Annotated in this window: 20 protein-coding genes and 3 tRNA genes; 2 read left to right on the top strand and 21 right to left on the bottom strand. The window is 63.1% G+C overall.

What is annotated here, in order from left to right:
* Positions 1 to 21: 21 nt before the first annotated feature.
* From JFX23_RS03815 to JFX23_RS03765, 11 genes are all read right to left on the bottom strand, one after another.
* Positions 22 to 1152: a UDP-N-acetylmuramate dehydrogenase gene (locus JFX23_RS03815; RefSeq protein ID WP_198775798.1), complete on the bottom strand. Its 1131-nt coding sequence runs from the start codon at positions 1150 to 1152 to the stop codon at positions 22 to 24.
* A 24-nt stretch (positions 1153 to 1176) separates the two neighbouring features.
* Entirely contained in the window at positions 1177 to 2232 is a 1056-nt protein-coding gene (gene galE / locus JFX23_RS03810) for a UDP-glucose 4-epimerase GalE (protein WP_198775797.1), read from the bottom strand.
* Between the two features lie 298 nt (positions 2233 to 2530).
* A complete protein-coding gene (nagB, locus tag JFX23_RS03805) occupies positions 2531 to 3304 on the bottom strand; it encodes a glucosamine-6-phosphate deaminase (protein ID WP_198775796.1) in 774 nt (257 codons plus the stop codon).
* Positions 3305 to 3401: 97 nt separating this feature from the next.
* The gene (locus JFX23_RS03800) at positions 3402 to 5093 is read right to left on the bottom strand and encodes an alpha/beta hydrolase fold domain-containing protein (protein WP_198775795.1); all 1692 of its coding nucleotides are present in this window, start codon (positions 5091 to 5093) and stop codon (positions 3402 to 3404) included.
* 40 nt (positions 5094 to 5133) lie between these two features.
* The gene (locus tag JFX23_RS03795; protein WP_198775794.1) at positions 5134 to 5811 is read right to left on the bottom strand and encodes an N-acetylmannosamine-6-phosphate 2-epimerase; all 678 of its coding nucleotides are present in this window, start codon (positions 5809 to 5811) and stop codon (positions 5134 to 5136) included.
* A gap of 74 nt (positions 5812 to 5885) precedes the next feature.
* Positions 5886 to 6845: an ROK family protein gene (locus tag JFX23_RS03790; protein ID WP_198775793.1), complete on the bottom strand. Its 960-nt coding sequence runs from the start codon at positions 6843 to 6845 to the stop codon at positions 5886 to 5888.
* Between the two features lie 67 nt (positions 6846 to 6912).
* On the bottom strand, positions 6913 to 7827 hold the full coding sequence (locus JFX23_RS03785) for a dihydrodipicolinate synthase family protein (protein WP_198775792.1): 915 nt from the start codon (positions 7825 to 7827) through the stop codon (positions 6913 to 6915).
* Entirely contained in the window at positions 7827 to 8645 is an 819-nt protein-coding gene (locus JFX23_RS03780; RefSeq protein WP_198775791.1) for an ABC transporter ATP-binding protein, read from the bottom strand. Before JFX23_RS03780 ends, JFX23_RS03785 begins: the two co-directional genes overlap by 1 nt.
* On the bottom strand, positions 8645 to 10684 hold the full coding sequence (locus JFX23_RS03775) for a dipeptide/oligopeptide/nickel ABC transporter permease/ATP-binding protein (protein ID WP_198775813.1): 2040 nt from the start codon (positions 10682 to 10684) through the stop codon (positions 8645 to 8647). Before JFX23_RS03775 ends, JFX23_RS03780 begins: the two co-directional genes overlap by 1 nt.
* Before the next feature lie 2 nt (positions 10685 to 10686).
* Entirely contained in the window at positions 10687 to 11640 is a 954-nt protein-coding gene (locus JFX23_RS03770) for an ABC transporter permease (protein WP_198775790.1), read from the bottom strand.
* Positions 11641 to 11750: 110 nt separating this feature from the next.
* Positions 11751 to 13307, bottom strand: a complete 1557-nt coding sequence (locus tag JFX23_RS03765) for an ABC transporter substrate-binding protein (RefSeq protein WP_198775789.1) — start codon at positions 13305 to 13307, stop codon at positions 11751 to 11753.
* Between the two features lie 164 nt (positions 13308 to 13471).
* Between JFX23_RS03765 and JFX23_RS03760 the strand changes: the two genes are divergently transcribed.
* Positions 13472 to 14140 carry a FadR/GntR family transcriptional regulator gene (locus JFX23_RS03760; protein ID WP_233050546.1) on the top strand — a complete coding sequence of 223 codons (669 nt, stop codon included), beginning with the start codon at positions 13472 to 13474 and terminating at the stop codon, positions 14138 to 14140.
* 234 nt (positions 14141 to 14374) lie between these two features.
* On the opposite strand, the gene rpmG is transcribed toward JFX23_RS03760, so the two are convergent.
* The 4 genes from rpmG to JFX23_RS03740 form a co-directional block, all read right to left on the bottom strand.
* Complete coding sequence (gene rpmG / locus JFX23_RS03755; RefSeq protein ID WP_005963462.1) at positions 14375 to 14545, bottom strand: 50S ribosomal protein L33; 171 nt, start codon at positions 14543 to 14545, stop codon at positions 14375 to 14377.
* A gap of 50 nt (positions 14546 to 14595) precedes the next feature.
* Positions 14596 to 14672: transfer RNA gene (locus tag JFX23_RS03750), tRNA-Met, on the bottom strand.
* Positions 14673 to 14697: 25 nt separating this feature from the next.
* A tRNA-Thr gene (locus JFX23_RS03745) sits at positions 14698 to 14770 on the bottom strand.
* Positions 14771 to 14862: 92 nt separating this feature from the next.
* Positions 14863 to 14944, bottom strand: a tRNA-Tyr gene (locus tag JFX23_RS03740).
* A gap of 133 nt (positions 14945 to 15077) precedes the next feature.
* On the opposite strand from JFX23_RS03740, the gene JFX23_RS03735 reads away from it, so the two are divergent.
* Positions 15078 to 15581, top strand: coding sequence for a YajQ family cyclic di-GMP-binding protein (locus JFX23_RS03735; protein WP_005963460.1), 504 nt, complete (start codon positions 15078 to 15080; stop codon positions 15579 to 15581).
* A 200-nt stretch (positions 15582 to 15781) separates the two neighbouring features.
* On the opposite strand, the gene htpX is transcribed toward JFX23_RS03735, so the two are convergent.
* The 6 genes from htpX to nuoL all read right to left on the bottom strand — a co-directional run bounded on the left by htpX (position 15782) and on the right by nuoL (position 24885).
* On the bottom strand, positions 15782 to 16654 hold the full coding sequence (htpX, locus tag JFX23_RS03730; RefSeq protein WP_198775787.1) for a zinc metalloprotease HtpX: 873 nt from the start codon (positions 16652 to 16654) through the stop codon (positions 15782 to 15784).
* Positions 16655 to 16828: 174 nt separating this feature from the next.
* Positions 16829 to 18325, bottom strand: a complete 1497-nt coding sequence (locus JFX23_RS03725; RefSeq protein ID WP_198775786.1) for an FAD-dependent oxidoreductase — start codon at positions 18323 to 18325, stop codon at positions 16829 to 16831.
* 443 nt (positions 18326 to 18768) lie between these two features.
* Positions 18769 to 19782, bottom strand: coding sequence for a polyprenyl synthetase family protein (locus tag JFX23_RS03720; protein ID WP_198775785.1), 1014 nt, complete (start codon positions 19780 to 19782; stop codon positions 18769 to 18771).
* On the bottom strand, positions 19779 to 21347 hold the full coding sequence (gene nuoN, locus JFX23_RS03715; RefSeq protein WP_198775784.1) for an NADH-quinone oxidoreductase subunit NuoN: 1569 nt from the start codon (positions 21345 to 21347) through the stop codon (positions 19779 to 19781). Before nuoN ends, JFX23_RS03720 begins: the two co-directional genes overlap by 4 nt.
* Positions 21344 to 22900 carry a complex I subunit 4 family protein gene (locus JFX23_RS03710; protein WP_233050545.1) on the bottom strand — a complete coding sequence of 519 codons (1557 nt, stop codon included), beginning with the start codon at positions 22898 to 22900 and terminating at the stop codon, positions 21344 to 21346. Before JFX23_RS03710 ends, nuoN begins: the two co-directional genes overlap by 4 nt.
* Before the next feature lie 14 nt (positions 22901 to 22914).
* Positions 22915 to 24885: an NADH-quinone oxidoreductase subunit L gene (nuoL, locus tag JFX23_RS03705; protein WP_198775783.1), complete on the bottom strand. Its 1971-nt coding sequence runs from the start codon at positions 24883 to 24885 to the stop codon at positions 22915 to 22917.
* Positions 24886 to 24890: the final 5 nt, after the last annotated feature.

Genomic DNA, 24890 nt, shown 5'->3' with positions numbered 1-24890 from the left:
TGGAACTCCCGTCTCAACTCTTCACCACGTGATCCCCAGGGCGAGCGGCTCAGGGACGAGGTGCACACCGAAACGCTCCTCCACCTCTTCTCGGACCTTGAGCGCCAGCTCCACAACTTCTGCTGCACTCGCCTGCCCCCGATTCGTCAGGGCGAGCACGTGCTTGCCAGACAGCGCGGCCCCGTCCTCGCGAGTCCCGGGAATCGAATACCCCTTCGGGAAGCCCGCATGGTCAATGAGCCACGCGGCAGAAGTTTTGACACGTCCATCTGCGGTTGGGAAGCGGGGTGCCTCGGCGGGGAGGAGTTCGGCCGCCTGCGCAGAGAGGATCGGGTTCGTGAAGAATGAGCCCGCGCTCCACGAGTCGTGATCCTCGGGGTCAAGGACCATGCCCTTCGTGCGGCGAAGCGCCAAAACCGTGTCCCTGACGATCCGCGCCTTAGCGCGCTCGCCCTGCTCAATGCCGAGGCGATTGGCGAGCTCACGGTACAGGACCGGGGAGGACAGGGGGGAAACTTCGAGGAGGAAGGTCGCTTCGAGGACGATCCAACGGCCCGAAGGCCCCCAGAGTTTCCCATTCTCATCGCCAGTGTGGATGGAGCGTTTGATGATGGACTCGCGATATCCGAAGGCGAGCTCCTCAGCGCCAAGGGTTGTCTCTTGTTTCGTGTGTCGATCCCACACCCGCACCTCGAGCAGGGTTTCACCGAGCTCATGACCGTAGGCGCCGATGTTTTGGACGGGCGCGGCACCCACGGTTCCAGGAATCCCTGAGAGGGCTTCGAGACCGGAAAGGCCCTCATCGAGACTCCAGTCAACGAACTCGTCCCAAGTCGTTCCAGCACTTGCCGTCACGCGGCGAGTGGCTCGGCAAGGCCCTTCAGGATCGTGCGGCTCCGCCTGCGCTCTGGTGGATGCCGGAGTCTGCTCAATGTGGATCTCGGAGCGCAGATCCTTCACGACCAGCCCCTCAAAGCCCTCATCACAGGCCAGGAGATTCGATCCTCCGCCGATCACGAGGAGGGGTGTCCCGGCCTCGTCCGCCTTCTTGATCGCGTCGATGAGGGCGGCGCGATCATCTGTGGCGAGGTAGTCGCGGATCGGGCCTCCGACGCGGAAGGTCGTCAGCTCGGCGAGGGTCGGAATCGTCATGAGGGATCCTTGAATCGGGTGATGTCAACGGGTGGCGGATGCGGCGTCTGAGGAGGCGTAGCCATTGGGGTTCATCGACTGCCAGCGCCATGAGTCCGCGCACATGCGCTCAATGCCGAACTCGGCCTTCCAGCCGAGAATCTCGGCGGCCTTCTTCGGATCCGAATAGCAGGTCGCGATGTCTCCGGCTCTGCGAGGGCGAATCACGTAGGGCAGTTCGCGCCCGCAGGCCCCTTCGAAGGCGTGGAGGACCTCGAGAACCGAGTAGCCCTGGCCGGTGCCGAGATTGAAGACTTCTGAGCCGCTGCGCCCCTGCATCCATTCGAGGGCCTTGACATGCCCCTTCGCAAGATCGACGACGTGGATGTAGTCGCGCACGCCCGTGCCGTCGGGAGTGTCGTAATCATTGCCGAACACTTGGAGAGCTTCGAGCCTGCCGACGGCAACCTGGGCGATGTAGGGGACGAGGTTGTTCGGGATCCCATTCGGGTCTTCGCCGATGAGACCGGACTCGTGGGCACCGATCGGGTTGAAGTAGCGCAGGAGGACGACGTTCCACTTCGGATCTGCCTTCGCGATGTCGATGAGCATCTGCTCGATCATCCACTTCGTCCAGCCATAAGGGTTCGTGGGGATTCCTTTGGGGCATTCCTCTGTGATCGGAATGAACGCCGGATCGCCGTAAACGGTTGCTGAAGAGGAGAACACGATCGATGTGCATTCATGCGCGCGCATGACCTTGAGGAGGGCGAGGGTGCCGGAAATGTTGTTCTCGTAGTATTCGAGGGGTTTTTCCACCGACTCGCCGACGGCTTTCAGACCCGCGAAGTGGATCACCTGGTCGATGTGATGGCGGGAGAAGACCTCGTCGAGGGCATCCTCATCACGAGTATCCACCTTGTAGAACGGGAGGGGCTTGCCAATGATCTTCTCTACGCGGGCAAGGCTGGTTTCATTCGCATTCACCAGGTTGTCAACGACGACGAGGTCGAAGCCGGCGGCGTCCAATTCAATGAGAGTGTGTGAGCCGATGTAACCGATGCCGCCGGTGACGAGGACCGTGCTCTTTTGGGAAGCCATGTTGTGCCTTTCAGTCGCGCCAATCGAGAACTCCTCGGGCCTCGAAGCTCGTGCTCGGTGCCACGAAACCCGGTGTCGTCTCTTTTCATCCTACTCTGAGGGGATTTCGGCGATGCTGGGGTGCCTCTGCGCTGATCGGCACAGAGTCTGATCCCCCTTGGTCTCCTACCCACTGCCCCGGCCCTGTGGTCCCAATTCTCGCCACAGCCTCCACTCGCGACAGAGGAGGCACGTGAAGAGGTCGAGGGCGCAAAGAAAGGGGGCGCTGGCAGTGCCAGCGCCCCCCTCCTCACAGATCTCAGGCGTTCTCCTTCGCCCAGACCTCCCTGTAGAAGTCCTTGAGTTCAAGGAGCGAAGCCGCGTCCTCGTCGATGATGACGAGAACATCATTGTGGTACTGCAGGGCGGTCGCGGGCCAACGCTGCGACACGCCTCCCTCGATCATCTCTTTGACAGCCTGGGCCTTGCCCTTGCCGGTCGCGATGAAGACGTGAGCGCGCGAATCCATGATCGTGCCAATGCCCTGGGTGACGCAGTGGGTCGGGACCTGATCGATGTCGCCGTCGAAGAAGCGCGCGTTGTCACGGCGGGTCTGCTCCGTCAAGACGCCCACGTGAGTGCGAGAGGACAGGGAACCGCCGGGCTCATTGAAGCCGATGTGACCGTCGGAGCCAATGCCAAGAACCTGGATGTCAATGCCACCCGCATCCTTGATGGCCTGGTCGTACAGGCGCGCCCCCTCATCGAGGTCCTCGCACCAGCCGTCGGGGCCGTGTGCAGCACCCTCAGCCATGTCGACGCGGCCAACGAGGTGACGGCGGATGAAGTTCGCGTAGCCCTCGAAATGGTCCTTCGGCAGGCCGACGTATTCGTCGAGGTTGAAGGACTGCACCTGGGCGAAGGAAATCTCTCCTGCCTCGTAGCGGCGCACGAGTTCGTCGTAGAGCGGGATCGGAGAGGAGCCGGTCGCAAGGCCGAGAACGAAGTTCGGCTTGTCACGGTAGACCTCGCACACGCGGTCAGCGGCGAGGCGTGCGATTTCTTCTTCATTGTTCACGATGGCGATGCGCATCGTCATTCCTTTCTTTTGGCGACAGGCCAACTCTAGGCCCTGTCCTCATCGGTGTTGTTCGGCTGGACAAGATGATTCCCCGGCCCTATGGTCCACATCATCTTGGAGAGTGCTCTGATAAGAATGGCACAGATGATTCCCCAGCCCTGTGCTCCGCATGGGCGTTAGCCGATTCAAGGCATGTTGCGATGAAGGAACGGATTGTTTCCTTCATCCGTTCCCATATCTTCATCGGGGGCACGGTGCTCCACCCGTGGACCGTCCCCGCGAAACTGTGAAGGTCGACTGCGACTCCGCTGCGCACGAGGTCCCAGGCCCAGGACACGGCTTCGTCTCGCAAGAGGTCCGCAGTGTTGACCGCCACGTAGATCGGCGGGAAGGGGCGACGATCGCGCCCCATCGGCGGGCAGACCTGCCACGGCTGCGCTCCCCCGGCCTGGTAGTGGTCCCAGGAGATCGTGGCGGTGGGCCGCGGCCACACCGGAGCATCCCGGTAATCATAAGAAGAGGCACTCGCCAGCAGCGGATTCAGGCAGGGTTCGAGGGCGAGCACTCCGCTGACCCCCGCAAGTTCCTCATCTTCAAGAGCTTGGAGGGCCTGGTAGACGAGGCCGGCCCCGGCTGAATCTCCCATGAGGAAGAGCGGCGCGCCCCGGTGGCGTCGCATTGTCTCTCTCAGGGCTGTGAGTACATCATCTCGGCCCGCGGGGAAGGGGTGTTCGGGTGCGAGGCGGTACTCGGGGCTGATCGTGATGACTCCGCAGCTCTTGTCAGCCAATAGGGCCGAAGAGAAGTCCGTGATGAGATCGATATTGCGAGGATCTTCGTAACGGGCCTCCCCGAGCATGTAGCCGCCCCCGTGGACAACGAAGAAGACGAGGGAGCTTTCCCGCTCTTCGTATCCCATGACCCGGCATTCGATTCCGTTGAAATCCTCGACTGCGAGCGAGAATCCCTCGGGCAGTTGCGGGGCGGTGTAGTTCCGGGCCGTGAGCTCACGCGATTCACGGTATTCGCGCCGCCCCATCTCCGGGTCGGCGAAGGCTTTGAGCTCCTGCTCGGATTCGTAGTAGGGGCGTGCGAGGGGGAAGGCGGGGCAGGCGTCTTCGAGGAAAGCGTCCACGGCTTCGAGGTCGTGGGCGGTTTCGCCAATGAGACAGGGGATGTCCCTGCCCGCGAGAAGGAAGATTTCCCTGCCCGCCGCCCCCGGTGTGGCAGTGCTGCCCTGAGTGTGTCCTGTGTTGAAAGCTCCGGGGATTCTCGTTTCCCCGGCGTTCGCGAGCGCCTTATGCCTAGGCGCCTCATCCCCGGGCGTCTCATGCGCGGGCGCTCCACTTTCGGGCGCCTCATCGAGGACGAGGGCGAGGACGCACTGGGGAAGCTCACGGGCCACCGCCCAGGCAAGCCTGGCCCCCTGTCCAATCCCATAAAGGATGGCCGCCCCCACCGGGGCGTTGAGGAGACGCTCCATGACGAAACGGCAGGCAGCCGCCTCGTCCTCGGATATCGGTTTCGGAGCGTCCTCACCAAAGGAATCGGACGCGCCCTGACTCCCGGGGTGCTCTTCCAGCGACTCTTTACTCCCCACAAGCTCCGGAGAAAAACCCCGTCTCTCGGCAAGCTCGGCAGACGAGTTCGTAGCTGTGAGGGACTCGCAGACGATGACCCGCCATTGATCCTCGAAACGCTCACGCAATCCTTCAAGGGCCTGCGCTGGCCCATCGGGGTCGGCGAATGCAATGATGCTGCCGCGCTCAGGGGCTCCTGACACGAGGTAACGACAGGTCATCGTCTGAAAATCCTTGTCACTCGGTGCCTCTTTGCGGGCTTCAGCGGTTCTCGACCGCGTCCTTGAACCAGGTGGTGATCGACGTCGGATGCGTGATCCCCGTGCCGACGATAACAGCGAAAGCACCCGCGTTCATGGCCTCAACCGCGTCCTGGGGCGTGTGGATACGGCCCTCGCAGATCACGGCGGCATCCGGGTAGGCGGCAACGATCTCCTTGAGGAGCTCCAGATCGGGGCCCACACTCTTCTCACGATCGCCTGTGTATCCGGCGAGAGTGGTCGAAATGATGTCCGCCCCGGCCTCGTAGGCAGCTTTCGCATCCTCGAAAGAGCCGCAGTCAGCCATGACGAGAGCACCCTCCTCGTGGAGGATCTGGCAGGTCTCGGCGAAAGTGCGTCCATCAAGACGAGGACGCGAAGTCGCGTCGATCGCGACGATATCGCAACCGGCCATGATGCAGGCGCGAGCGTGGCGCAAGCTCGGAGTGATGTACACGCCCTCGTGGCCTTCCTTCCACAGGCCGATAACGGGGACCTCGACGCGTCCCTTGATCGCGGAGATATCCGCAAGGCCCTGACAGCGGATGGCGGCGGCTCCACCGATCTGGGCGGCGCGGGCGATCTGGGCCATGGTTTCGGGGTGGCGCATCGGCTCACCCGGGTAAGCCTGGACGGAGACGATGAGTTTTCCGCGCAGGGATTCAATGAGTTCGTGCATGGTGTCCTCCCACAGTGTGTCGCTGCTCCAGATGATGCGATGCAGCGGGTGTTTCGGTGCGGCGGGTTGTCGTCTCAGGAAGAGGCGATCTGATTGAGATAGTGGATGACGGCTCCCAGAAGGGGTGCGTTTGAGCCAAGAGAACCCGCCACGATCTCAAGATCGGCGACGGCGTTCATGGCCGAGGCCCTGTAGCCTTCACGAAGAGAAGCCCACCAGGCCTCGCCGGAGCGTGTCATCGAACCAGAAAGGACGATGATCGCGGGGTCCACGCAGTTCGCGAGGGAACCGAGGGCCTCCCCCAGTGCATAGGCGGATTCGGTGAAGCACGCCGCTGCGAGTGGGTGGCCGGAGTCGGCGAGTTCTTGGAGTCGACGTCCGTTAAGAGCCTTTGGGTCTTGCGTGCTGCGCCGCGCCTCGTACCAGGCGGTGATTCCCGAGCCCGAGCAAAAAGCTTCGATGTGTCCCATGCGCCCGCAAGAGCACAGCATCTCGGGCGCGAAATGATGGTGGATGTGTCCGAGGTGGCCGGCGAGATTGTGACTGCCGAAAACGACTTCCCCGTCGTGGATGAGGGCCCCGCCGATCCCGGTGCCAACTGCAACGGATAGGACCGTATCGTGTCCCACTCCCGCACCCAGGCGGGCTTCGCCCAGACCGTGGGCGTGCACATCGTTGAGAATCCACACGGGGCGTCCACTGGCTTCGCGCAGCAGATCACCCAAATCGGTTCCGCCCCATCCGGGCATTGTGTTCGTTGCGGAAACGATCTTCCCCATTCGAGGGTCGACGACGCCGGCGCTCGCGACCGCGACACCCTTAATCTCGGGGAACGAGGACGAGGTGGAGGCAACGAGTTCGCAGATTCGGGAGGCGACCTCGACTCCGCCTTCGAGCGCCAGGGTGGGGATGCTCCCCGACTCTGTGACTAAGAGCTCCTCGCCGACAAGGGAGATGATGGCCCAGCCGACTTTGGTGCCACCAATGTCAAGGGCCAAGAGAGGGAAGGACGAAGCCTTCAGTTCTTCAGACACTATGAGTTCCTTGGAGTATTCGCTTAGTGGGCCGGAAGCCGCTGACGCGGCCCCCGGCCCACATGACTCAATCGAGCATTCCCGTTTGACGCAGAACGCTTTCGACCCAGGCCACGTTCTCGCCCTCGAGGGGCTTGACGGGGGTCGGCATGTCGTTCGTGTCGAAAACGCCCAGGAGTTTCAAAGCAGTCTTGAAAGCACCGATTCCGGCGCCGAAGCCCTGAACACCGGAGACCTGGACGATCCGCATGAGATCAGCGAGACGATCCTGCTCCTGGCGGACCCTCTCCCAGTCCCCAGCCTGGAACGCATCCCACATGCGCATATACGCGTGCGGGTCGACGTTGCCCAGTCCGGGAACCGCCCCGTCGGCGCCACTCATGTAGGCACCGTCGACAACGACCTCGTGGCCGGTGAGGAGCTGGAGCGGGTGGCCTGCTTCCTCGTTCGCGCGGGCCAACCAGCGGAAGGCCACATCATCACCTGAGGAATCCTTGACACCCGAGAGGACGTTCTCCGTGCCAAGGTCCATCAGGAGACGGTTGCTCAGCTTCGTGTGGACGCACACCGGAATGTCATAGGCCCACAGGGGCAGATCCGTTGCCTCGCGAAGAGTGCGGAAGTGACGGTAGATCTCCGCCTCGCCCTGGAGGGCGTAGAAGGGGGCCGTCGCGACGACCGCGTCAACGCCGAAGGACTCGGCTTGACGGATGTGTTCGATGACCCGATCGGTTTCCGTGTCGATCACACCCGCGATGACGGGGATGCGTCCCTCGACGATCGACTGGGTCGCTTCGAGGATCTCTCCGCGACGCTGGGAGGTCGAGAAGACCACCTCGCCGGAGGAACCGAGGACGAAGAGGGCGTGGATACCCGCATCGATCATCCGGTTGATGTGCCGTTTGAGGGAAACGGTGTCGAGCTTTCCATCCTTGTGGGGGATTGCAAGCGGCGGAACGACGCCGCGGATAGGGGCAGTCATCACTTTCCTTCGAGTGTCGGGTGCAGAAGCGAGGGCGCTGCACCGAGCAAGGTGCGGGTGTAGGGATCCTTCGGGTTCTCCAGGAGCTGGCGCGCGGGCCCTTCCTCGACGACGAGGCCCTTATTCATCACGGCGATACGGTCAGAGATGTAGCGGACCGTTTGAATGTCGTGAGAGATGAAGACCATCGCGAGGTTGAGTTCACGTTTGAGATCGGTTAGGAGGTTGAGGACCTGAGCTCGAACGGACACGTCGAGGGCCGAGGTCGGCTCGTCGGCGATGATCGCATCCGGGTTGAGCGAGAGGGCTCTGGCGATGGCGACGCGCTGACGCTGACCGCCGGAGAGCTGTCCGGGCAGAGTCTCGAGTGCTGAAGAGGGCAGGCCCACCATGGAGATGAGCTCCATGACGCGCTTTTGGCGCTCCTCTTCTGTTCCGATCTTGTGGACCCGCATCGGGTCGGCGAGTTGATCGCGAACGATCATGCGCGGGTTGAGCGCGGTCGCCGGGTCCTGGAAGACGACGGAGACGACGCGGCCGATCCTGCGTCGAGCCTGCGCGGTGCGCTTCGTGACCTCTTCGCCGTTGAAGTACACCTTCCCGGCAGTGGGGGCGACGAGGCCGCACATGACATTCGCAGTCGTCGACTTGCCACAGCCGGACTCGCCGACGAGGCCGAGGGTCTGGCCGCGAAGGACCGACAGGTTGACGCCGCGCACGGCGTGCACCTTATTGGGCTTGAACAGGGAACCCGTTCGTGACGTGAAGGAGACTTCAACGTCTTTGAGTTCAATGATCGGGGTTTCGGTGGCGTTCATCAGTTCTCCTCCCCTGCACTGCGTGAAGCTTCATCGCCTTCGGGGCGCGGCGGGAGGGCCGCGTAGACGTGACCGGGGCTGACCTCGGTGAGGACGGGTCGAATATCCAGGCCGTAGTCCGGGTGCGAGGAGCGCGGCGCGAAACGATCGCCCTTGGGGAAATCGCGGGGCGAAGGCACGACGCCCGGGACCTGGTGGAGTCGACCGGAGCCGGCTTCGATGGAGAGAACAGCACCGAGCAGGCCCCGGGTGTACTCGTGGGTCGGGTGTTCGAGGAGCTCCGAGGTGGGGCCCTGTTCGACGACCTGGCCGGCGTACATGACGGTGATCGAGTGCGCGACTTCCGCGACGAGCGCAATGTCGTGGGACACGAAGATCATGGCGAAGCCGAGTTTCTCGCGCAGCTCGTTGAGGAGCTTGATGACCTGCTTCTGGACGGTGACGTCCAGGGCGGTGGTCGGCTCATCGGCGATGACGAGCTTCGGGTCGCGGGTCAGGGCCATAGCGATGAGGACGCGCTGGCGCTGACCGCCGGAGAGCTCGTGCGGGTAGGACTCCAGGGTGCGTTTGGGATCGAGGCCCACGAGTTCGAGGAGTTCTTCGGCCGAGCGGGTTCCGCCGCGGCTGGTGAGCTGCTTCATCTGAGTCTTGATGAGCATAGCGGGGTTGAGGGAGGACAGGGCGTCCTGGTAGATCATCGCCATTTCGTGGCCGAGGAGCTTTTGACGCTCATCGGGCGACATGTCGAAGAGGTTCTTGCCCTGGTAGAGGATCTCGCCCGACAGGGTCGACTTCGGGCTGATGAGCCCCATGATCGACAGTGAGGTGATCGACTTGCCGCAGCCGGATTCGCCGACGAGGCCCATGGTCTCCCCGGGGCGAACCGAGAAGGACACGTGGTCGACGACATTGACGTCCCCGTGATTGTCGAACTTGATGCACAGGTCCTTGACTTCGAGCAGCGGCGCCTCGGTCGAGGTCGATTCGAAGCGATCATCGCGTTCGGATTCGACCTTTTCGAGGGCGTCGAGGCTCGCCTGCAGAGACTCGGCCTGCTCTGCGTAGGCGCGGCGCGGGTCGAGGAGGAGACGGTCGGCCTCGCGCTGAGCTCCGGAGGAGACTTGAGCGACTGCGGGGCCCTTGGGCGCTGCGACCATGGCGTCGGTGATGCCCTCGGACAAGATGTTGAGGCACAGGACCGTGACCATGATGAAGACGCCCGGGAAGAAGGCGGTCCACCAGTAGCCGAGCATGACTGACAGGTTCGAGGATGCTTCGGAGAGGATATTGCCCCAGGTCGGGACAGTGGTCGCCTGCAGGCCCGAACCGATGAAGGTCAGGGATGCTTCGAGGATGATCGCGTCTGCGACGAGCACGGTGGCGAACACGAGGACCGGTGCGGCGGTGTTGCGCATAACGTGCTTGACGAGGATCCAGGGGGCGCGGGCGCCGGCGACAATGACTGCTCGCACGTAGTCCTCGCCGTAGGCCGCCATGACGTTCGCGCGAACGATTCGCGAGAGCTGGGGAATGTAGACGAAGGCGATGGAGCAAACGATCACGAAAACGAGGGCGGAGACGTTACCGGCCTTTTGGAGGGCGCGTCCGAAGACGAGGACGGAGACCGCGGCCATCGCGATGCCGGGGACGGCCATGACGATGTCGAGGATTCGCATGATGACTTCGGAGATGGACTTGCGCACGACTGCCGCGACCGAACCGATGATGGCGCCGAAGAAGAGGGCGATCAGGGTTGAGAAGAGGCCGATCATGAGCGAGAAGCGTCCGCCGTACAGGACGCGGCTCAAGATGTCGCGCCCGACGTGGTCGGTGCCGAAGAGGTGCTCGCCCGAGGGGGCGGTCCACTTGGTGAAGATCTCTTCGGGAGAGTAGGGCGCGATGAGGGGCGCCAGTACGGAGATGAGAACCATGAAGGCCAGGACACCCATGGCGAGCTTCGAGCCGAGCGACATGGCGCCGATCCGGCTGAAGCGCGCGCCCGGCGCGCTCACCTTCGCGAGTTTTTCTTTCTGAGTCATCATCACACCGACCTAATACGCGGATTAATGAGGAGGTAGAGCATGTCAACGATGATGTTGACGACGATGAAGGCGATCGCGACGACGAGGGCGCCTCCCTGAACGAGGGTCACCCAGTTCTCCTGGATTCCTTTGAGGAGTACTGCTTTGCCCATGCCGTCGATCGCGAAGATGATCTCGATGACGACTGCGCCGCCCATGAGGTAGCCGATGCGCAGACCGAGAACGGTGATCGGGGTGATGAGGGCGTTGCGCAAAACATTGCGTGCGACGACGATCCACTTGGGGATGCCTGCGCCCAGGGCCGTGCGCACATAGTCGCGGTCGAGTTCTTCGACCATGGAGGTTCGCACGACGCGCGTCATCTGTCCGACGACGGGCACTGCGAGGGCGATCGCGGGAAGGAGCATCCTGAGGAACCAGCCTCCCGGGTCTTCGCTGAAGGCGGGAAGCGCTCCGGAGACGGGGAGCTTACCGACGAAGCCGAGGACGAGGAGGGCGGCGAGCCAGAAGGAGGGGGTGCCGATCGAGACGACCGAGATGACGCGGATCACTTGGTCGGGCCAGCGGTCGCGGTAGATGGCGGCGAGAACTCCGAGGGGGAAGGCGAGGATGATCGCGAAGAAGAGTCCGAGGAAGGTCAGCTGAAGGGTGACGGGCAGGGCCTGGGCGACGAGGTCTGAGACTTTGTTGGAGGTGCCGACGCCGTAGGTGCCGAGGTCGCCGTGCAGCATTCCCAGGAGGTAGAGGCCGTATTGGACGAAGAAGGGCTTGTCGAGTCCGTGCTCGACACGGTAGGCCTCGAGTGCTTCGGGGCTCGCTGTCTCACCGAGGGCCGAGTAGGCGGGGTCGATTGGTGAGAGCGACATGATGAAGAAAACGAGGAAGGATACGCCGATGATCATGATGGGCAACGCGACCAAGCGGCGCCCGATTAATCTCAACAGATTATTCACTGCTCATACTCCTGTTTCGGCCATTTGGCATGCAAAAGGAGGGGCGGGTAGCGGGAGAGCACCCGCCCCTCCTCTTCAGATAGGGGCTGCCAAATGGCAGGCGGGACTGCTTACTTCAGTCCGACGCCAACGAGGTCGAGGCCGGTCGAGGCGATCGGCTTGAAGTTGGTGACCTTGTCGCCGTTGTACGCGGTGATCAGCTTGCGGTGGAACAGCGGGTAGGTGACGGCCTGCTCGGCGAGGAAGTCCTGGGCTTCTCCCCACTTGGCCTTGGCGGCATCGCCGTCAAGCTGAACGGCTTCGTTCATGATCTCCTGGAACTTGTTGAAGTTCTCCGGGTCAGCGTTCTTCCACTGCGAACGCTTGTTGGTCCACACGTTGTCGGCGTTCCACCAGCCCATGATGATGCCGGGGTCGGTGCCGAAGACCGAGGGGTCACCGGGGGCGAGGATGACATCGAAGGTGGGCGAGTCGACGTCGGCGACGTTCGAGTAGAGGTCGGAGGAGGCCATGGAGTTGACGGTGACCGTCAGACCGAGGGCTTCAAGATCAGCCTTGATCTGGGGGATGAGGTTCTGGATCCACGGGTGGTCGGTCGTCGTGAGGTTGATTTCGCTCAGGCCTGCGGCGGAGATGGCGGCCTTGGCGGCGTCAACGTTGTAGTCGAGCTGGGTCGTGGTCTTCTTGTACGAGGGGTTGGTGTTCGGCAGGAAGGAGGTTGCAACCGTTGCCTGGCCTTCCATGGCGGAGTCGACGAGCTTCTGCTTGTCGATGGCCATGTGGATCGCCTGGCGCACCTTGGCATCGTTGAAGGGGGCCTTGGTGGTGTTGAACATGAGGAAGGGGTTGCCGTAGCCCTGAACCGACTCGACGGTCCAGCCGGTGGCCTTGATCTGGTCGGAGGCGGAGGCCGGCACGGCTTCCATCACATCGGTGGTGCCGTCGAGGGCAGCGGCCAGACGTGCGGAGTCGTCCTTGAGGACATGCCAGCGGATACGCTCAACCGTTGCGGGGGCTTCGCCGTTGTAGTTCGGGTTGGGAACGGCGGTGACCTCGGTCGGGGTGATGTTCTCGTACATGTACGGGCCCGAACCGGTCGGCTTGGCCTTGAGGCTGTCGGCGTCCATCGAGGTCGGGACGATCTTGACGTTGGTGAAGCGTTCCTTGAGGCTTGCGAAGGGGTACTTCAGTTCGATGGTGACGGTCTTGTCGTCCTTAGCGGTGACCGACTCGACGAAGCCGAAGAACTGCTTGTAGATGGACTTGTCGTCGGTGGTGCGAGCGTAGGAGCTCACGACGTCCTCGGCGGTGACATCGGTGCCATCGGAGAACTTGGCGCCGTCACGGAGGGTGACCTCGTAGACGGTGTCGGAGACCTTGACCGGGTCACCGGCGGCGAGGGCCGGGTACACCGAGTAGTCGGCCATGTGGAACTGGTAGAGGCCTTCGAGGACCTCCCAGTTGGTGCCCATGGCGAGCGCCGAGGTCGTGATCGGGCCGTAGTCGGTCGTTTCGTAGGCGGCGCCGACGTTGAGTTCACCCTTTGGGCCGGCCGCTGGGGCTTCGGACTGCGTCGTCTTCTCCGCAGAGCCACCACAACCGGAAAGCACCAGGGTGGCTGTGGCCATGAGTGCCACGCCTGCAGCCATGTGCTTGCGCAAACGCATTGTTACTCCTCACCGTTGAGTAAAGACACGAGCGGGGCGCTCGAATCCGATAGAATGACCTTATGTTGTCTGACAACTCATTGCAAGTGGGTTTGGTGAATCTAACCGGCTCAAAAACGTTACAAAATGATAAAGAGGCCTCGACCTCGTCCAATCGTTCAACGATGACGATGGATTCGATCAAGGCGTACATCCTCGCGCATGGACTCACCCCCGGCTCCCCCCTGCCGACCGAGGCCGCGCTGTGCGCCGAACTCGGCGTTTCACGTTCCTCCGTACGCGAAGCAATGCGAAGGCTCGAAGCCCTCGACATTGTCCGTTCCCAACGAGGATCGGGCTCCTACGTCGGCGACATGTCCATGCGTCCCCTGGTCGAGACCCTCGTGCTGCGCTCCGCCCTCGACGTCAAAGGCGGGGCGAGCTCCTTGTCCGAGGTGATCGCGATCCGCAAGGCCCTCGACCTCGGGATCGGCGCTGAACTCGTCGCCGCGATGAAGGGCACGAAGAACCCAGAACTCGAAAAACTCGTCACCTCGATGCGCGAACACGCCGAGGCCGGGGAGACCTACTACGACGATGACATCGCCTTCCACTCCACGCTCATCAAGCAGCTGCACAACACGATGCTCGAACAGCTCATTTCCGCGATGTGGCTGATCCACCAGACGGTGACCCCGAGCCTGCATCCGGCCGACCATGAGGCCATGCTGCTCACGGCCCGCGCGCACGGCGATATCCTCCGGGCCTGCGAAGAAGGCGATCTCGAGGGCTACGGCGCCGCAGTCGAGTTCCACTACGCTCCGCTGAGCAAGCTCATCTCCGATTCGGAGTGATTCACCCGGAGGGTCCCGCCAAGGCTGGGCCCTCCGCCGCACTGCCTCCCCCCTTCCTCTTCTATGCACGGCTCCCCTTCAGCGCAGGGGGCACGCACTCCCGAAGTTCAGCGCAGCGCGCATGCAACCCCGAGGGAGGGGCTCCTCACTGATCGGAGGCTGAGCTCACTGATCGACACTCAACCCAAAAAGTCCCCGAAGATTCCTCCTCGGGGACTTTTTAAAAAACGCGACTCAGCGGGTCTCGCGGTGCGCCGTCGACTTGCGACAACGCGGGCAGAACTTCGCCAGTTCAAGACGATCCGGCGTATTGCGACGATTCTTCTTTGTGATGTAGTTGCGCTCCTTGCACTCCGAGCAGGCCAGAGTGATCTTGGGGCGAACATCCTGAGACTTGCTTGCCACGGTGTGTCCTCTTTTGCTGAATAGTGGTGTCGGCGCGCGACCTGTCATCTTGGTAGCGGGGGCGGGGCTCGAACCCGCGACCTCACGATTATGAGTCGTGCGCTCTGACCAGCTGAGCTACCCCGCCGCGGTGCGACCTTCGCCGCAACCAGAGCCCCGAAAGGGAATCGAACCCTTGACCTTCTCCTTACCATGGAGACGCTCTGCCGACTGAGCTATCGGGGCAACGCGGAAGAGCCTAACTCAGCGGTGACTGCTTTCGCAATCAGCCTTCCTGAGAAGGACCTCACACGCATTCCTGACCGAAGTCAGGACCGTGGCGGGAGAGGGATTCGAACCCCCGAAGCACGAAGCGTCTGATTTACAGTCAGATCCATTTGGCCGCTTTGGTATCCCGCCATGCTCCGCTTTCGCGGTGCCGTGAAAGAATAACAAGACAAGCGCATCGAACGCCAATCGCGCTCAAGTGCGACCGATCACCCTAGAATCTTGGGCAGGATCGCCCCGCAGACTCCATCGAAAAGAGGACACCATGGCTGATTCATCTTTCGACATCGTCTCCAAGCTGGACCGACAAGAGGTTGACAACGCCGTCAATCAGACCGCGAAGGAGATCGCGAACCGCTACGACTTCCGCGGAGTCGACGCCACGATCCGCCTGGCGGGTGACGCCATCGAGATGGAGGCCAATTCGGCCGATCGCGTCCTCGCGATCCTCGATGTCCTCCAGTCCAAGCTCATCCGCCGGGGTCTTTCACTCAAATGCCTCGACTACAAGGACCGCGAGCCCAAGCCCTCAGGCAAGATCTACAAGCTCGTCACTCCTCTTCGTGAGGGCATCGCCCAAGACATTGCGAAAAAGATCTCAAAGCTGATCCGCGAGGAGGGCCCCAAGGGTGTCAAGGCGCAGATCCAAGGCGATGAACTGCGCGTCTCCTCTAAGTCGCGCAACGACCTCCAAGCGGTCATCGCCCTGCTCAAAGGCCCTAAGGGTGACGAACTCGATGTCGCCCTCCAGTTCGTCAACTACCGCTGAGTCCTTCCCCCTGCAGGCGACGAGGCCGCGCTGCGCCCGCACTCGGCCATGAATGGCGGCCAAACACACGGTAGGCCCCTAAGGCCGCTCGGCCATGAACGCGGGTGCAGCCGAGCACGACACAGGGGCTCTCACCAAGCTTTAGAGGCGGGACCGGAGGGGAAACTCCCCCGGCCTCGCCTCTTATACCTTCTTGGCGCTCAGTAACCGGCCATCTTTTCGAGACGGGCAATGCGCTCATTCATCGGCGGGTGAGTCGAGAAGAGATTGCGCAAGCCCCGGAAGGGGTTCGCGATCATCAGGGCCGACACATTCTGCACCTGCGGAGTCGGGGTGAGAGGCACCTGATCCGTCCCACTTTCCAGTTTGCGCAAAGCAGAGGCGAGGGCAAGAGGGTCACCGCTGAGGCGAGCCCCGTCCTCGTCCGCGTCGAACTCCCTGGTGCGCGACAGCGAGAACTGGAGGATACTCGCAGCCAGAGGCGCCAGAAGAGCCATTGCGAGAGTCGCTAAGACACCGATCCCACCCCTGTCGTTATCGCGTCGTCCCCCGCCGAAGAACATGAGGAACTGAGCGATCGAGGTGATGAGCCCGCCCAAGGCTGCGGCGACCGAAGAGGTGAGAATGTCCCGGTTGTAGACGTGCATGAGCTCATGGCCGAGGACGGCGCGTAACTCGCGTTCACCGAGGATCTGGAGGATGCCCTCGGTGCAGCATACGGCCGCATGCTGGGGATCTCGACCTGTTGCGAAAGCGTTCGGCGTCTTCGTCGGCGCGATCCAGATGCTCGGCACCGGCTGATTCGCTTTTTCTGCGAGCTCGTGGACCATCGCGTAAAGCTGAGGATACTGCGCCTGCGATGCGGGGTAGGCGTTCATTGCTCGCAGGGCCATTGTCGCCGAGTTCCAATAGGCGTAGCCGGTTTGGAACAGTCCGATCAGAGCGAAGATCCAGATCCAATAGGAGTGGCCGCTTCCACCGGCGATAAGAGCGCCAATCGCGAGGAGGAGGGCCCACATGCCTCCGAGGAGGGCCGCGGTTTTCAAACCGTTGTGATAGCTCCGCTCAGTCATATCCGAAGCATAGGTGCCACCCCTGGATATCACCTGGGAAGAGTCAGAACGAACGCCTGAGGTTCCCTGTTCAACGATGGTGTTCGAAAGGCTGGCGTCGCACTCAAAGGAGCGCGGGGGCGGCTGGCCTGCGCCCTCCGCCCCCGCGCTCGTCACCTCGCCCCTGAAATGGCTTTAGAAGCGCCGACCCGGGCCGGAGTAATCCTCAAAGCGTTCAGGAGCGCTGGGCACGCCCATCTCCCCCATCTCACCAATGAGGTCCGCCCCAGCCTCGCAGCCGCGCGAAATATCGGTCATCGCCCGGCGAGACACGACCTTCACCCTTTCGCGCATCCCGCGTCCCTCAGGCAATTCGCCGTAGTCTTCACCGAGTTGACGCTCGTAGGCGTCGAGGAGCTCCCACCCCTGCCAGGTCGTGTATTCGACGCCGCGCTCTTCGAGGAGGGCGACCATGGCCTCGTGGCCGACTTCGGAGGTCTTCGCGTGCAGGCGCCCTTCATTCGCATCTTCAACGAGATGGGCGATGGTCTGCTGCGCATCAGACTTCGTCGAGCCGATCAATCCGACGGGGCCGCGTTTGATCCACCCGGTCGCGTAGATTCCCGAGAGGGCATCCTCAAGCGGCGAATCCGGGCTCGGCACGACGCGCCCCTCAATATTCGGTACGACGTGACGCTCCTCGTCGAAGGGCAGGCCCGGGATCGGCGAGGAGGCGTAGCCGACGGCGCGGTACACGGCCTCGACAGGCCAGGTGGTGATGAGCCCGGTGCCGTGCACCGAACCGTCTCCGGTGAGTTCAGTGCGCTCGGTGCGCAGGGCCTTCACGTGTCCCTTCTCGTCGGCGAGGATCTCCACGGGAGATTGGAAGAGGTGAATGTGAATTCTGCGCGAGGCCGTATGCTCTTGCGGATCGACGGAGGCGTAGTTCGTGAGGGTCTTGACGACTTGGCGCTGCTGATTCGACTCGCGCAGGGTCTTCTCCGAGCCCTCGTCGAAGTCGAAGTCCTCTTCGTCGACAATGACGTCAACGTCTGGGACCTTCCCGAGCTCGCGCAATTCCAGGGGCGTGAACTTCACCTGGGCGGGGCCGCGGCGACCGAAGACGTGGACATCGGTGATCGGGTTCTCCGCCAGGCCCTCGGCGACGTTCTGGGGCACCTCTGTGGTCATCATGTCCTCGGCGTGCTTGGCGAGGACGCGCGCAACGTCGAGGGCCACATTGCCCACGCCCACGACCGCGACGGACTTCGCGCGAAGCGGCCAGGTCCTGGGGTAATCAGGGTTGCCGTCGTACCAGGATACGAAGTCGGCGGCCCCGTAGGACTCGGGCAGCTCAACACCCGGAATGTCGAGCGGGGCATCGCGGTCGGCCCCGGTCGCGATAATGACGGCGTCGTAGTGGTCACGAAGATCCTCGATCGTAATGTCGCGGCCCACCTCGACATTGCCCAGGAGGCGAATGTCTCCGCGTTGCAAGATCTTGTAGAGCGCCACAATGATCTGCTTGATGCGCGGATGATCGGGGGCGACGCCGTAGCGGACGAGGCCGTAGGGTGCGGGCAGGCGTTCGAAAAGGTCGATATTCACCTCGAGGCCCGACTTCGACAAAATGTCGGAAGCGTAGATGCCTGCGGGGCCCGCTCCGATGACGGCGACGTTGACAGCTGTCACGCTGTTTCTCCTCTCGATCCCCACCACTCGGGGGCTTGCACAATGCGGGACGCACCCGCGGTTGCTTCGATCCTAACGATCCTGCAGGCCCTGGTCGCTTTTCGTTGCCCGCCTCACTCCTTTGAGTCGCTCACAGGTCCCATGAGGAAGCGGCGCACAAGCCCATTGAGGCGAATGGGACACGGGTGGGGAAAGGAGGAAGCACTTGTCTCAAGCGCGGGCCCTTCCTCCGCTTCGTCGCCCCGAGGTGAGAAAGGGGCCGCCCGCGCTCACGCGGACGGCCCTTGCACGCACATCACCCGCAAGTACACAACCCGACACCCATGAGGCGGGCCTTAATGACTCCCCTTTGGCCCAGCGCACTGCCGAGGGGACGCTGCCCCCGTGTTCGTCGCCGACCTCGTGCGCTTCATCCCCACGCTCTGGCCAGGGGGCGCTGCACTTTAAGCCAGACGATCCACCATGAGATGCGCGAAAGCAATGAGCGCTGTCTTCGCTTCCCCCTCAGGCAGGGGCTCGAGCGTCTCGATCGCGCGCATCGACCAATCCTTAGCCATTTGGCGAGTCTCTTCCAAAACCTCGTGGCGACGCAGAGCCGCAACAAGTTCAGCCAGAGCCTCATCCGAGGACAAGTCCGAGTCCAGGGCTTCGAGGATGCGGCGCCCGTCCTCGTCGATTGTGCCTAGGGCGAGGCGGCGCTTGAGCAGCAGGACGGGGAGGGTGTCGACCCCTTCACGCAAATCAGTGCCCGGGGTCTTCCCGGAGGTGTCACCATTTGAGGCGAGGTCAATGACGTCATCGGCGATCTGGAAGGCAACGCCGATGCGCTCGCCGAACTCGGACACGATCGCCGCGACTTCCTCGCCAGCGCCCGAAAGCCAGGCGCCGAAATGTGCCGCCGTGGCAACGAGGGACCCCGTCTTATCGGCGAGGACGTTGATGTAGAAGTCGACGCGGTCCTGCCCTTCTTCCGGTCCGAAAGTCTCATTCAACTGGCCGATGCACAGGCGCTCAAAAGTGCGCGCATGATGGGACACCATTTCCGGGCCGAGCGCGGCGATGAGCACCGAAGCGCGGGCGAAAAGCACATCCCCCGCAAGGATCGCCCGATTATTGCCCCACAGATGCTGGGCAGAGGGCACACCTCGACGGACGGACGCAGAATCCATGACATCGTCGTGATACAGGGAGGCGAGGTGGGTGAGCTCAACCGCAGTCGCACCTGTGATGACCGCTTCATCGAGGGCCCTCGCAGGATCCCCGAGTTGGGCGCACACGAGGGTGAGGACGGGGCGAAGACGCTTACCGCCGGCGAGTGCGAGGTGGCTGGTGAGCTCATCCACGAGGTCGCGCGAGCCTGAAACGGCTTCGCGGAGGCGACGCTCGACGACCTCGAGCCCCGGCTGGATACGGGCCTCGAGGTCGGGAGCAGAAAGATTCGGCGCTGAAACGGTCACGGTAGCAGTATGACGACCTGGGAGAGGATCGACAAAACCGGTCCCGGGAATACGCCGAGCAGGATCGTCGCAGCTGCGGCGGCAAGGACCGTCACGTAGGCCAAGCCCTCAGACTTCACGACACGAGCGCCAGGGCTCGCCTCAGTGAAGAACATCAAACGGACGAGGCGGAAGTAGTAGAAGGCCGTGACCGCCGAGCAGGCGAGAGCGAATCCGACGAGCCAGCCGAACCCTCCCGCGAAAGCATCGGAAAACACAAGGAACTTGCCGACAAAGCCAGCGCTGAGCGGAATGCCCGCGAAGGACAGGAGGAAGACCAGCATGGCCCCCGCCATGAGTGGGTTCTTCTTACCCAGGCCCGCCCAGCGTTGCAAAGCGGTCGCCTCAGGGCCGACAACACCTTCCTCATTCGTCGAACGCACAAGCGAGACGACGCCGAAAGCTCCGACGGTCGCGATGCCGTAGGCGATCACGTAGAAGAGCACATGTCCCGTCGATAGCTTCACCAAGGAGAAGACGCCAAGGAGGATGAAGCCCGCGTGAGCGATCGAGGAGAAGGCGAGCATGCGCTTGACATCGCTTTGGACGATACCCGTGAAGGTACCGATGAGCATCGTCAGGAATGCGACACCCATGAGGACGGGCACGAGATCCCACTGGAGGATCGCTGCGACGACCTCGTAGAAGCGGAGCATCGCCGCGAAAGCCGCAACCTTGACCGCTGCGGCCATGAAACCGGTGACGGGGGTCGGGGCGCCCGTATACACATCCGGGGTCCAGGCGTGGAAGGGCGCGGCGCCAACCTTGAACAGGAGGCCGAGCATCACGAGGAACACGCCGATGAGGACCAGCCAGTCCATGCTCGAATCGAGGGCGACCCTGTTCGCGAGCGTCGAGATCGTCAGCGAACCGGAGAAGCCGTACAGGAAGGCTGAGCCCATGAGGAGGAAAGCTGAAGCGAAAGCACCCAGGATGAAGTACTTGAGGCCCGCCTCCTGGGAGAGCTGACGGCGCCTGCGTGCGGTCGCCGCCAGAATGTAGAGCGGAAGAGACATGACCTCAAGGGCCACGAAGAGCAGAACATAAGAGTCCGCCGCTGGGAAGAGCATCATGCCACCCAGGGAGAAGAGGGTCAGCGGGAACATTTCCGAACGTTGATAGTTCTTCCGGTCGGAGAGCTCTTCATCTGATGAGCCGGGACGATCCGAGGGCTGGCTCGCGAAAGCACCATCGCCGATCTCAGAGCGGTCAGCCATCACGAGGATCGCGAGGAAAGCGATGAGGACGAGGATGAACTGTGCGGCGATGCTCAGCGGGTCCTCAATGTACTCCCCGAATGAGGAAGGAGAGGCGAGGACCGGCAGCCAGCGGGTCGCGAGGACCGCTCCAGCGGCGAGGGGCGTCAGGAGGGTGACGCCAATGACGAGGGAGCGGCGGTTCTTCGCAGGTGCGAAGGCTTCAACGAGGACGCCGAGGACTGCACCGCCGAGGACGATGATGATCGGGGTGAGTGACGCCCAGGGGATCTGCGGCGCAGCGAATTGGGCGGAAGCGAGGAGATTCACTTCGAGCTCCCTTCGAGGAGGGTCTGGGCCACGGCGCTGGGGGCATCGCCGAGAGCCGAATCGGAGGCAATCGGGGTGAGCGCTCCGACGAGCGGGGCCGAGTACAAGCCCAGGACGAGCATCGCGACAATGAGGGGCGCCATCACCGATTTTTCACGCAGCTCAAGATCGGGCAGCGCGTCTTTGCCCTTCACAGGCTCACCCGTGAAGACCCTCTGGTAGGGCATGAGGACGTACACGGCGGCAATGATCACGCCGAGGACCGCGAAGCAGGCGAGAACGACACTCACCTTCCAAGTCCCCATGAGGACGAGGTACTCGGGAACGAAGCCCGACAAGCCCGGCAGTGCGATCGAGGCGAGACCGGCAGTGAGCCACAAGCCCGCAAGATAGGGGGTGACGCGCTGCATTCCCCCGTATTCGCGCATGTCCTGGGTGCCTCCGCAGCGGGCCAACCACCCTGAGAGGAGGAACATCGCGGCGATCGACACACCGTGGGCCACCATGTAGAACATGGCGCCAACGAGCGCGATCTCGGATCCAATGAAGATGCCGAGAACCATGAAACCGAAGTGCGACACCGAGGTGTAGGACACAAGACGCATGATGTCGTCTTGGCCGTTCGCGGCCAGGCCGCCCCAGATGATCGACACGACGGCGAGCGCGCACAGCACCCACTTCGCCTGATCCGCCGCCTCGGGGAAGAGACGCAGGCACAGGGCGATCATCCCGAAAGTGCCGATCTTGTCGAGGACGCCGACGAGGAGGACGGAGGTTCCCGGACGTGACACGGCAGCCGTATCGGGCAGCCAGGTGTGGAGCGGAACCATCGGGGCCTTGATCGCGAAGGCGATCATGAAGCTGATGAAGGCGCCCATCTGCACAGCGGCCGGCAGCATCGACGAGGCGGCGGCGAGCTGATCGAGGCGGAAGAACGCTTCGGAGTGCTGGGGGGCAAAAGCCCACAGGGCGATGATTCCGCCCAGCATGACGAGTCCGCCTGCAAGGGAGTAGAGGAGGAACTTCATCGCCGCTGCCCTGCGCGCTTGGGCCTCGCCCACTCCGTAGCGCCCGATCATGAAGAACAGGGGGATGAGCATCGCTTCGAAGGCGATGTAGAAGACGACGAGGTCGAAGGCCGCGAAGATCACGACCATGAACATCTCCAGGAAGAGGACGAGGGCCGCGTAGGCTCCAGCTTCCGCTTCGTTCTCGTCCTCGTTCCACCCGGCCAGGAGGACGAGGGGTACGAGGGCGACGGCGAGGAGGATCATCATGAGGCCGAGGGCGTTGACACCCAAGGACCATGTGACGCCCATCTGCGCGATCCAGGGGTGGGACTCGAGGAGCTGGTAGGAGCCCGATTGTGTCCAATCGAAGGAGAGGGCCGCGCCGATCGCGCTCGCCAGTTCAAGCAGTGATACGGCCAGGGCGAATCCCTTGCCGGCGGTCTTGCGCAGCCCCGGGATGACCGCGAGGAGCAGCACGCCCAGTGCGGGCAGGGCCACAAGGAGGGTCAGCCACGGGAAGGAGCTTGCCATGATGTTTTCCATGTTCGAAATCTCCCTCACAGCCTGAAGCCGAGGACGATGGCGAGGGCGAGGATGACGCCCCCGAGGATGTAGGACGCGTAGGTGCGCACGTAGCCGTTCTGCGTCACTGAAATGAGGCGACCCAGGCCCGCCGAGGCAGCGGCGATGCCTGTGAGGACACCGTCGATGATGAGACGATCCCCCGCGCTCGCGGTCTTCGCCAGAGCGCTGGCCGGTGCGACGAAGAGGGTCTCATTGACCTCGTCCTGGTAGAGGTCCTTGCGTGCGGCCTCGGTCAGGGCGTTGCCCGCCGGGACTGCCGTCGGGACCTCGGATGCGCCGTACATTCTCCACGCGACAAGGGTTCCGGCGATGACGAGGAGGAGGGTCGCGAGCTGAATGACGAGGACCGGCAAGACCGGTTCGACGTGCTCGACCTCGCCGGTGACGGGGGCGAGCCACTTCGTGAAGAAGTCTCCGATCGACATGAGGGCGCCGATGAGGACCGCGCCGAAAGCGAGGATGATCATCGGGGTCGTCATGAGGGCGCTCGATTCGTGCGGGTGCACGCCCGATCCTTCTGCTTCAGTGGTCCACCGGGCTGTGCCGTGGAAGGTCATGAAGAAGAGTCGCGACATGTAGAAGGCGGTGAGTCCTGCGCCGAAAAGGGCGATCAGGCCGAAGAGCCACCCGGCCCAGGGCGCGTTGAGTGTGCCGAAGGAGTGGGCACTGAAAGCGGCCTCGATGATCTTGTCCTTCGACCAGAAGCCGGACAGGGGCGGGACTCCGAGGATCGCGAGCCAGCCCATCATGAAGCTCGCCCAGGTGACCTTCATGGCGGTACGCAGCGCGCCGAAGCGGCGCATGTTCACCTGGTCGTTCATGGCGTGCATGACCGAACCGGCACCGAGGAACATGAGGGCTTTGAAGAAGCCGTGCGTGAAGAGGTGGAAGATCGCGAAGGCCCAGCCGATCGGGCCGAGTCCCGCGCCGAGCATCATGTAGCCGATCTGGCTCATGGTCGAGGCCGCGAGGACCTTCTTCATATCGTCCTTCGCGCTGCCGACGATCGCTCCGAATAGGAGGGTGATCGCGCCGACGATCGCGACGGCGCTCGCCGCGATGGGGGCGGCGGTGTAGACGGCGCCCGAACGGACGACGAGGTAGACGCCGGCGGTGACCATGGTGGCCGCGTGGATGAGAGCGGACACGGGGGTCGGGCCGGCCATGGCGTCACCGAGCCAGGCCTGCAGGGGGAACTGCGCGGATTTACCGCAGGCTGCGACCAGGAGGAACATGCCGATCAGGGTTGCTTGGGCCTGCGGGAGGCCGGCAACACCGGCGTTGACATCCGAGAATCGGACCGAGGAGAAGTTCGCGACCATCACCATCATCGCGAGGAGCATTCCCATGTCTCCGACCCGGTTCATGAGGAAGGCCTTCTTCGCGGCGCGCGCATTCGCGGGCACACGGTTCCAGAAGCCGATGAGCAGGTAGGAGGCCAGGCCCACGCCCTCCCAGCCGACGAAGAGGACGGCGTAGGAGTCGGCGAGGACGAGGGTGAGCATCGCCGCAATGAAGAGGTTGAGGTAGGCGAAGAATCGGCTCCGATCCACGTCATGGGCCATGTAGGCGATCGAATACACGTGGATGAGCGAGCCGACGAAAGTCACGAGGACCACGAAGGTCATGGAGAGGGGGTCAACGAGGAGGCCGAAGTCCACTGAGAACTCCCCGGCGGGGATCCAGGTGAACAGGGTCCGCGTCATGCGGCGCGACACTTCATCGGCGCCGAGCATCTGGGCGACGATGAGCGCGCCCACGAGGAAGGAAGCCCAGGAGGCGATGGTGGCGAGCAGGTGGCCCCAAGAGTCGCAGCGGCGTCCCAGGAGCAGGAGGATCGCGGCCGAGGCGAGCGGGACGGCGATCATGAGCCAGGCGTAGGAGGCGAAGCCGCTCGCGGCGACGGGCTCCACAAGGTGGAGGGGTGCGAGGGATGCAGTCATGTGGT

The sequence above is a fragment of the Schaalia cardiffensis genome (assembly GCF_016405145.1).
GTDB lineage: Bacteria > Actinomycetota > Actinomycetes > Actinomycetales > Actinomycetaceae > Pauljensenia > Pauljensenia cardiffensis.
This window is presented reverse-complemented; position numbering and strand designations above follow the sequence as displayed.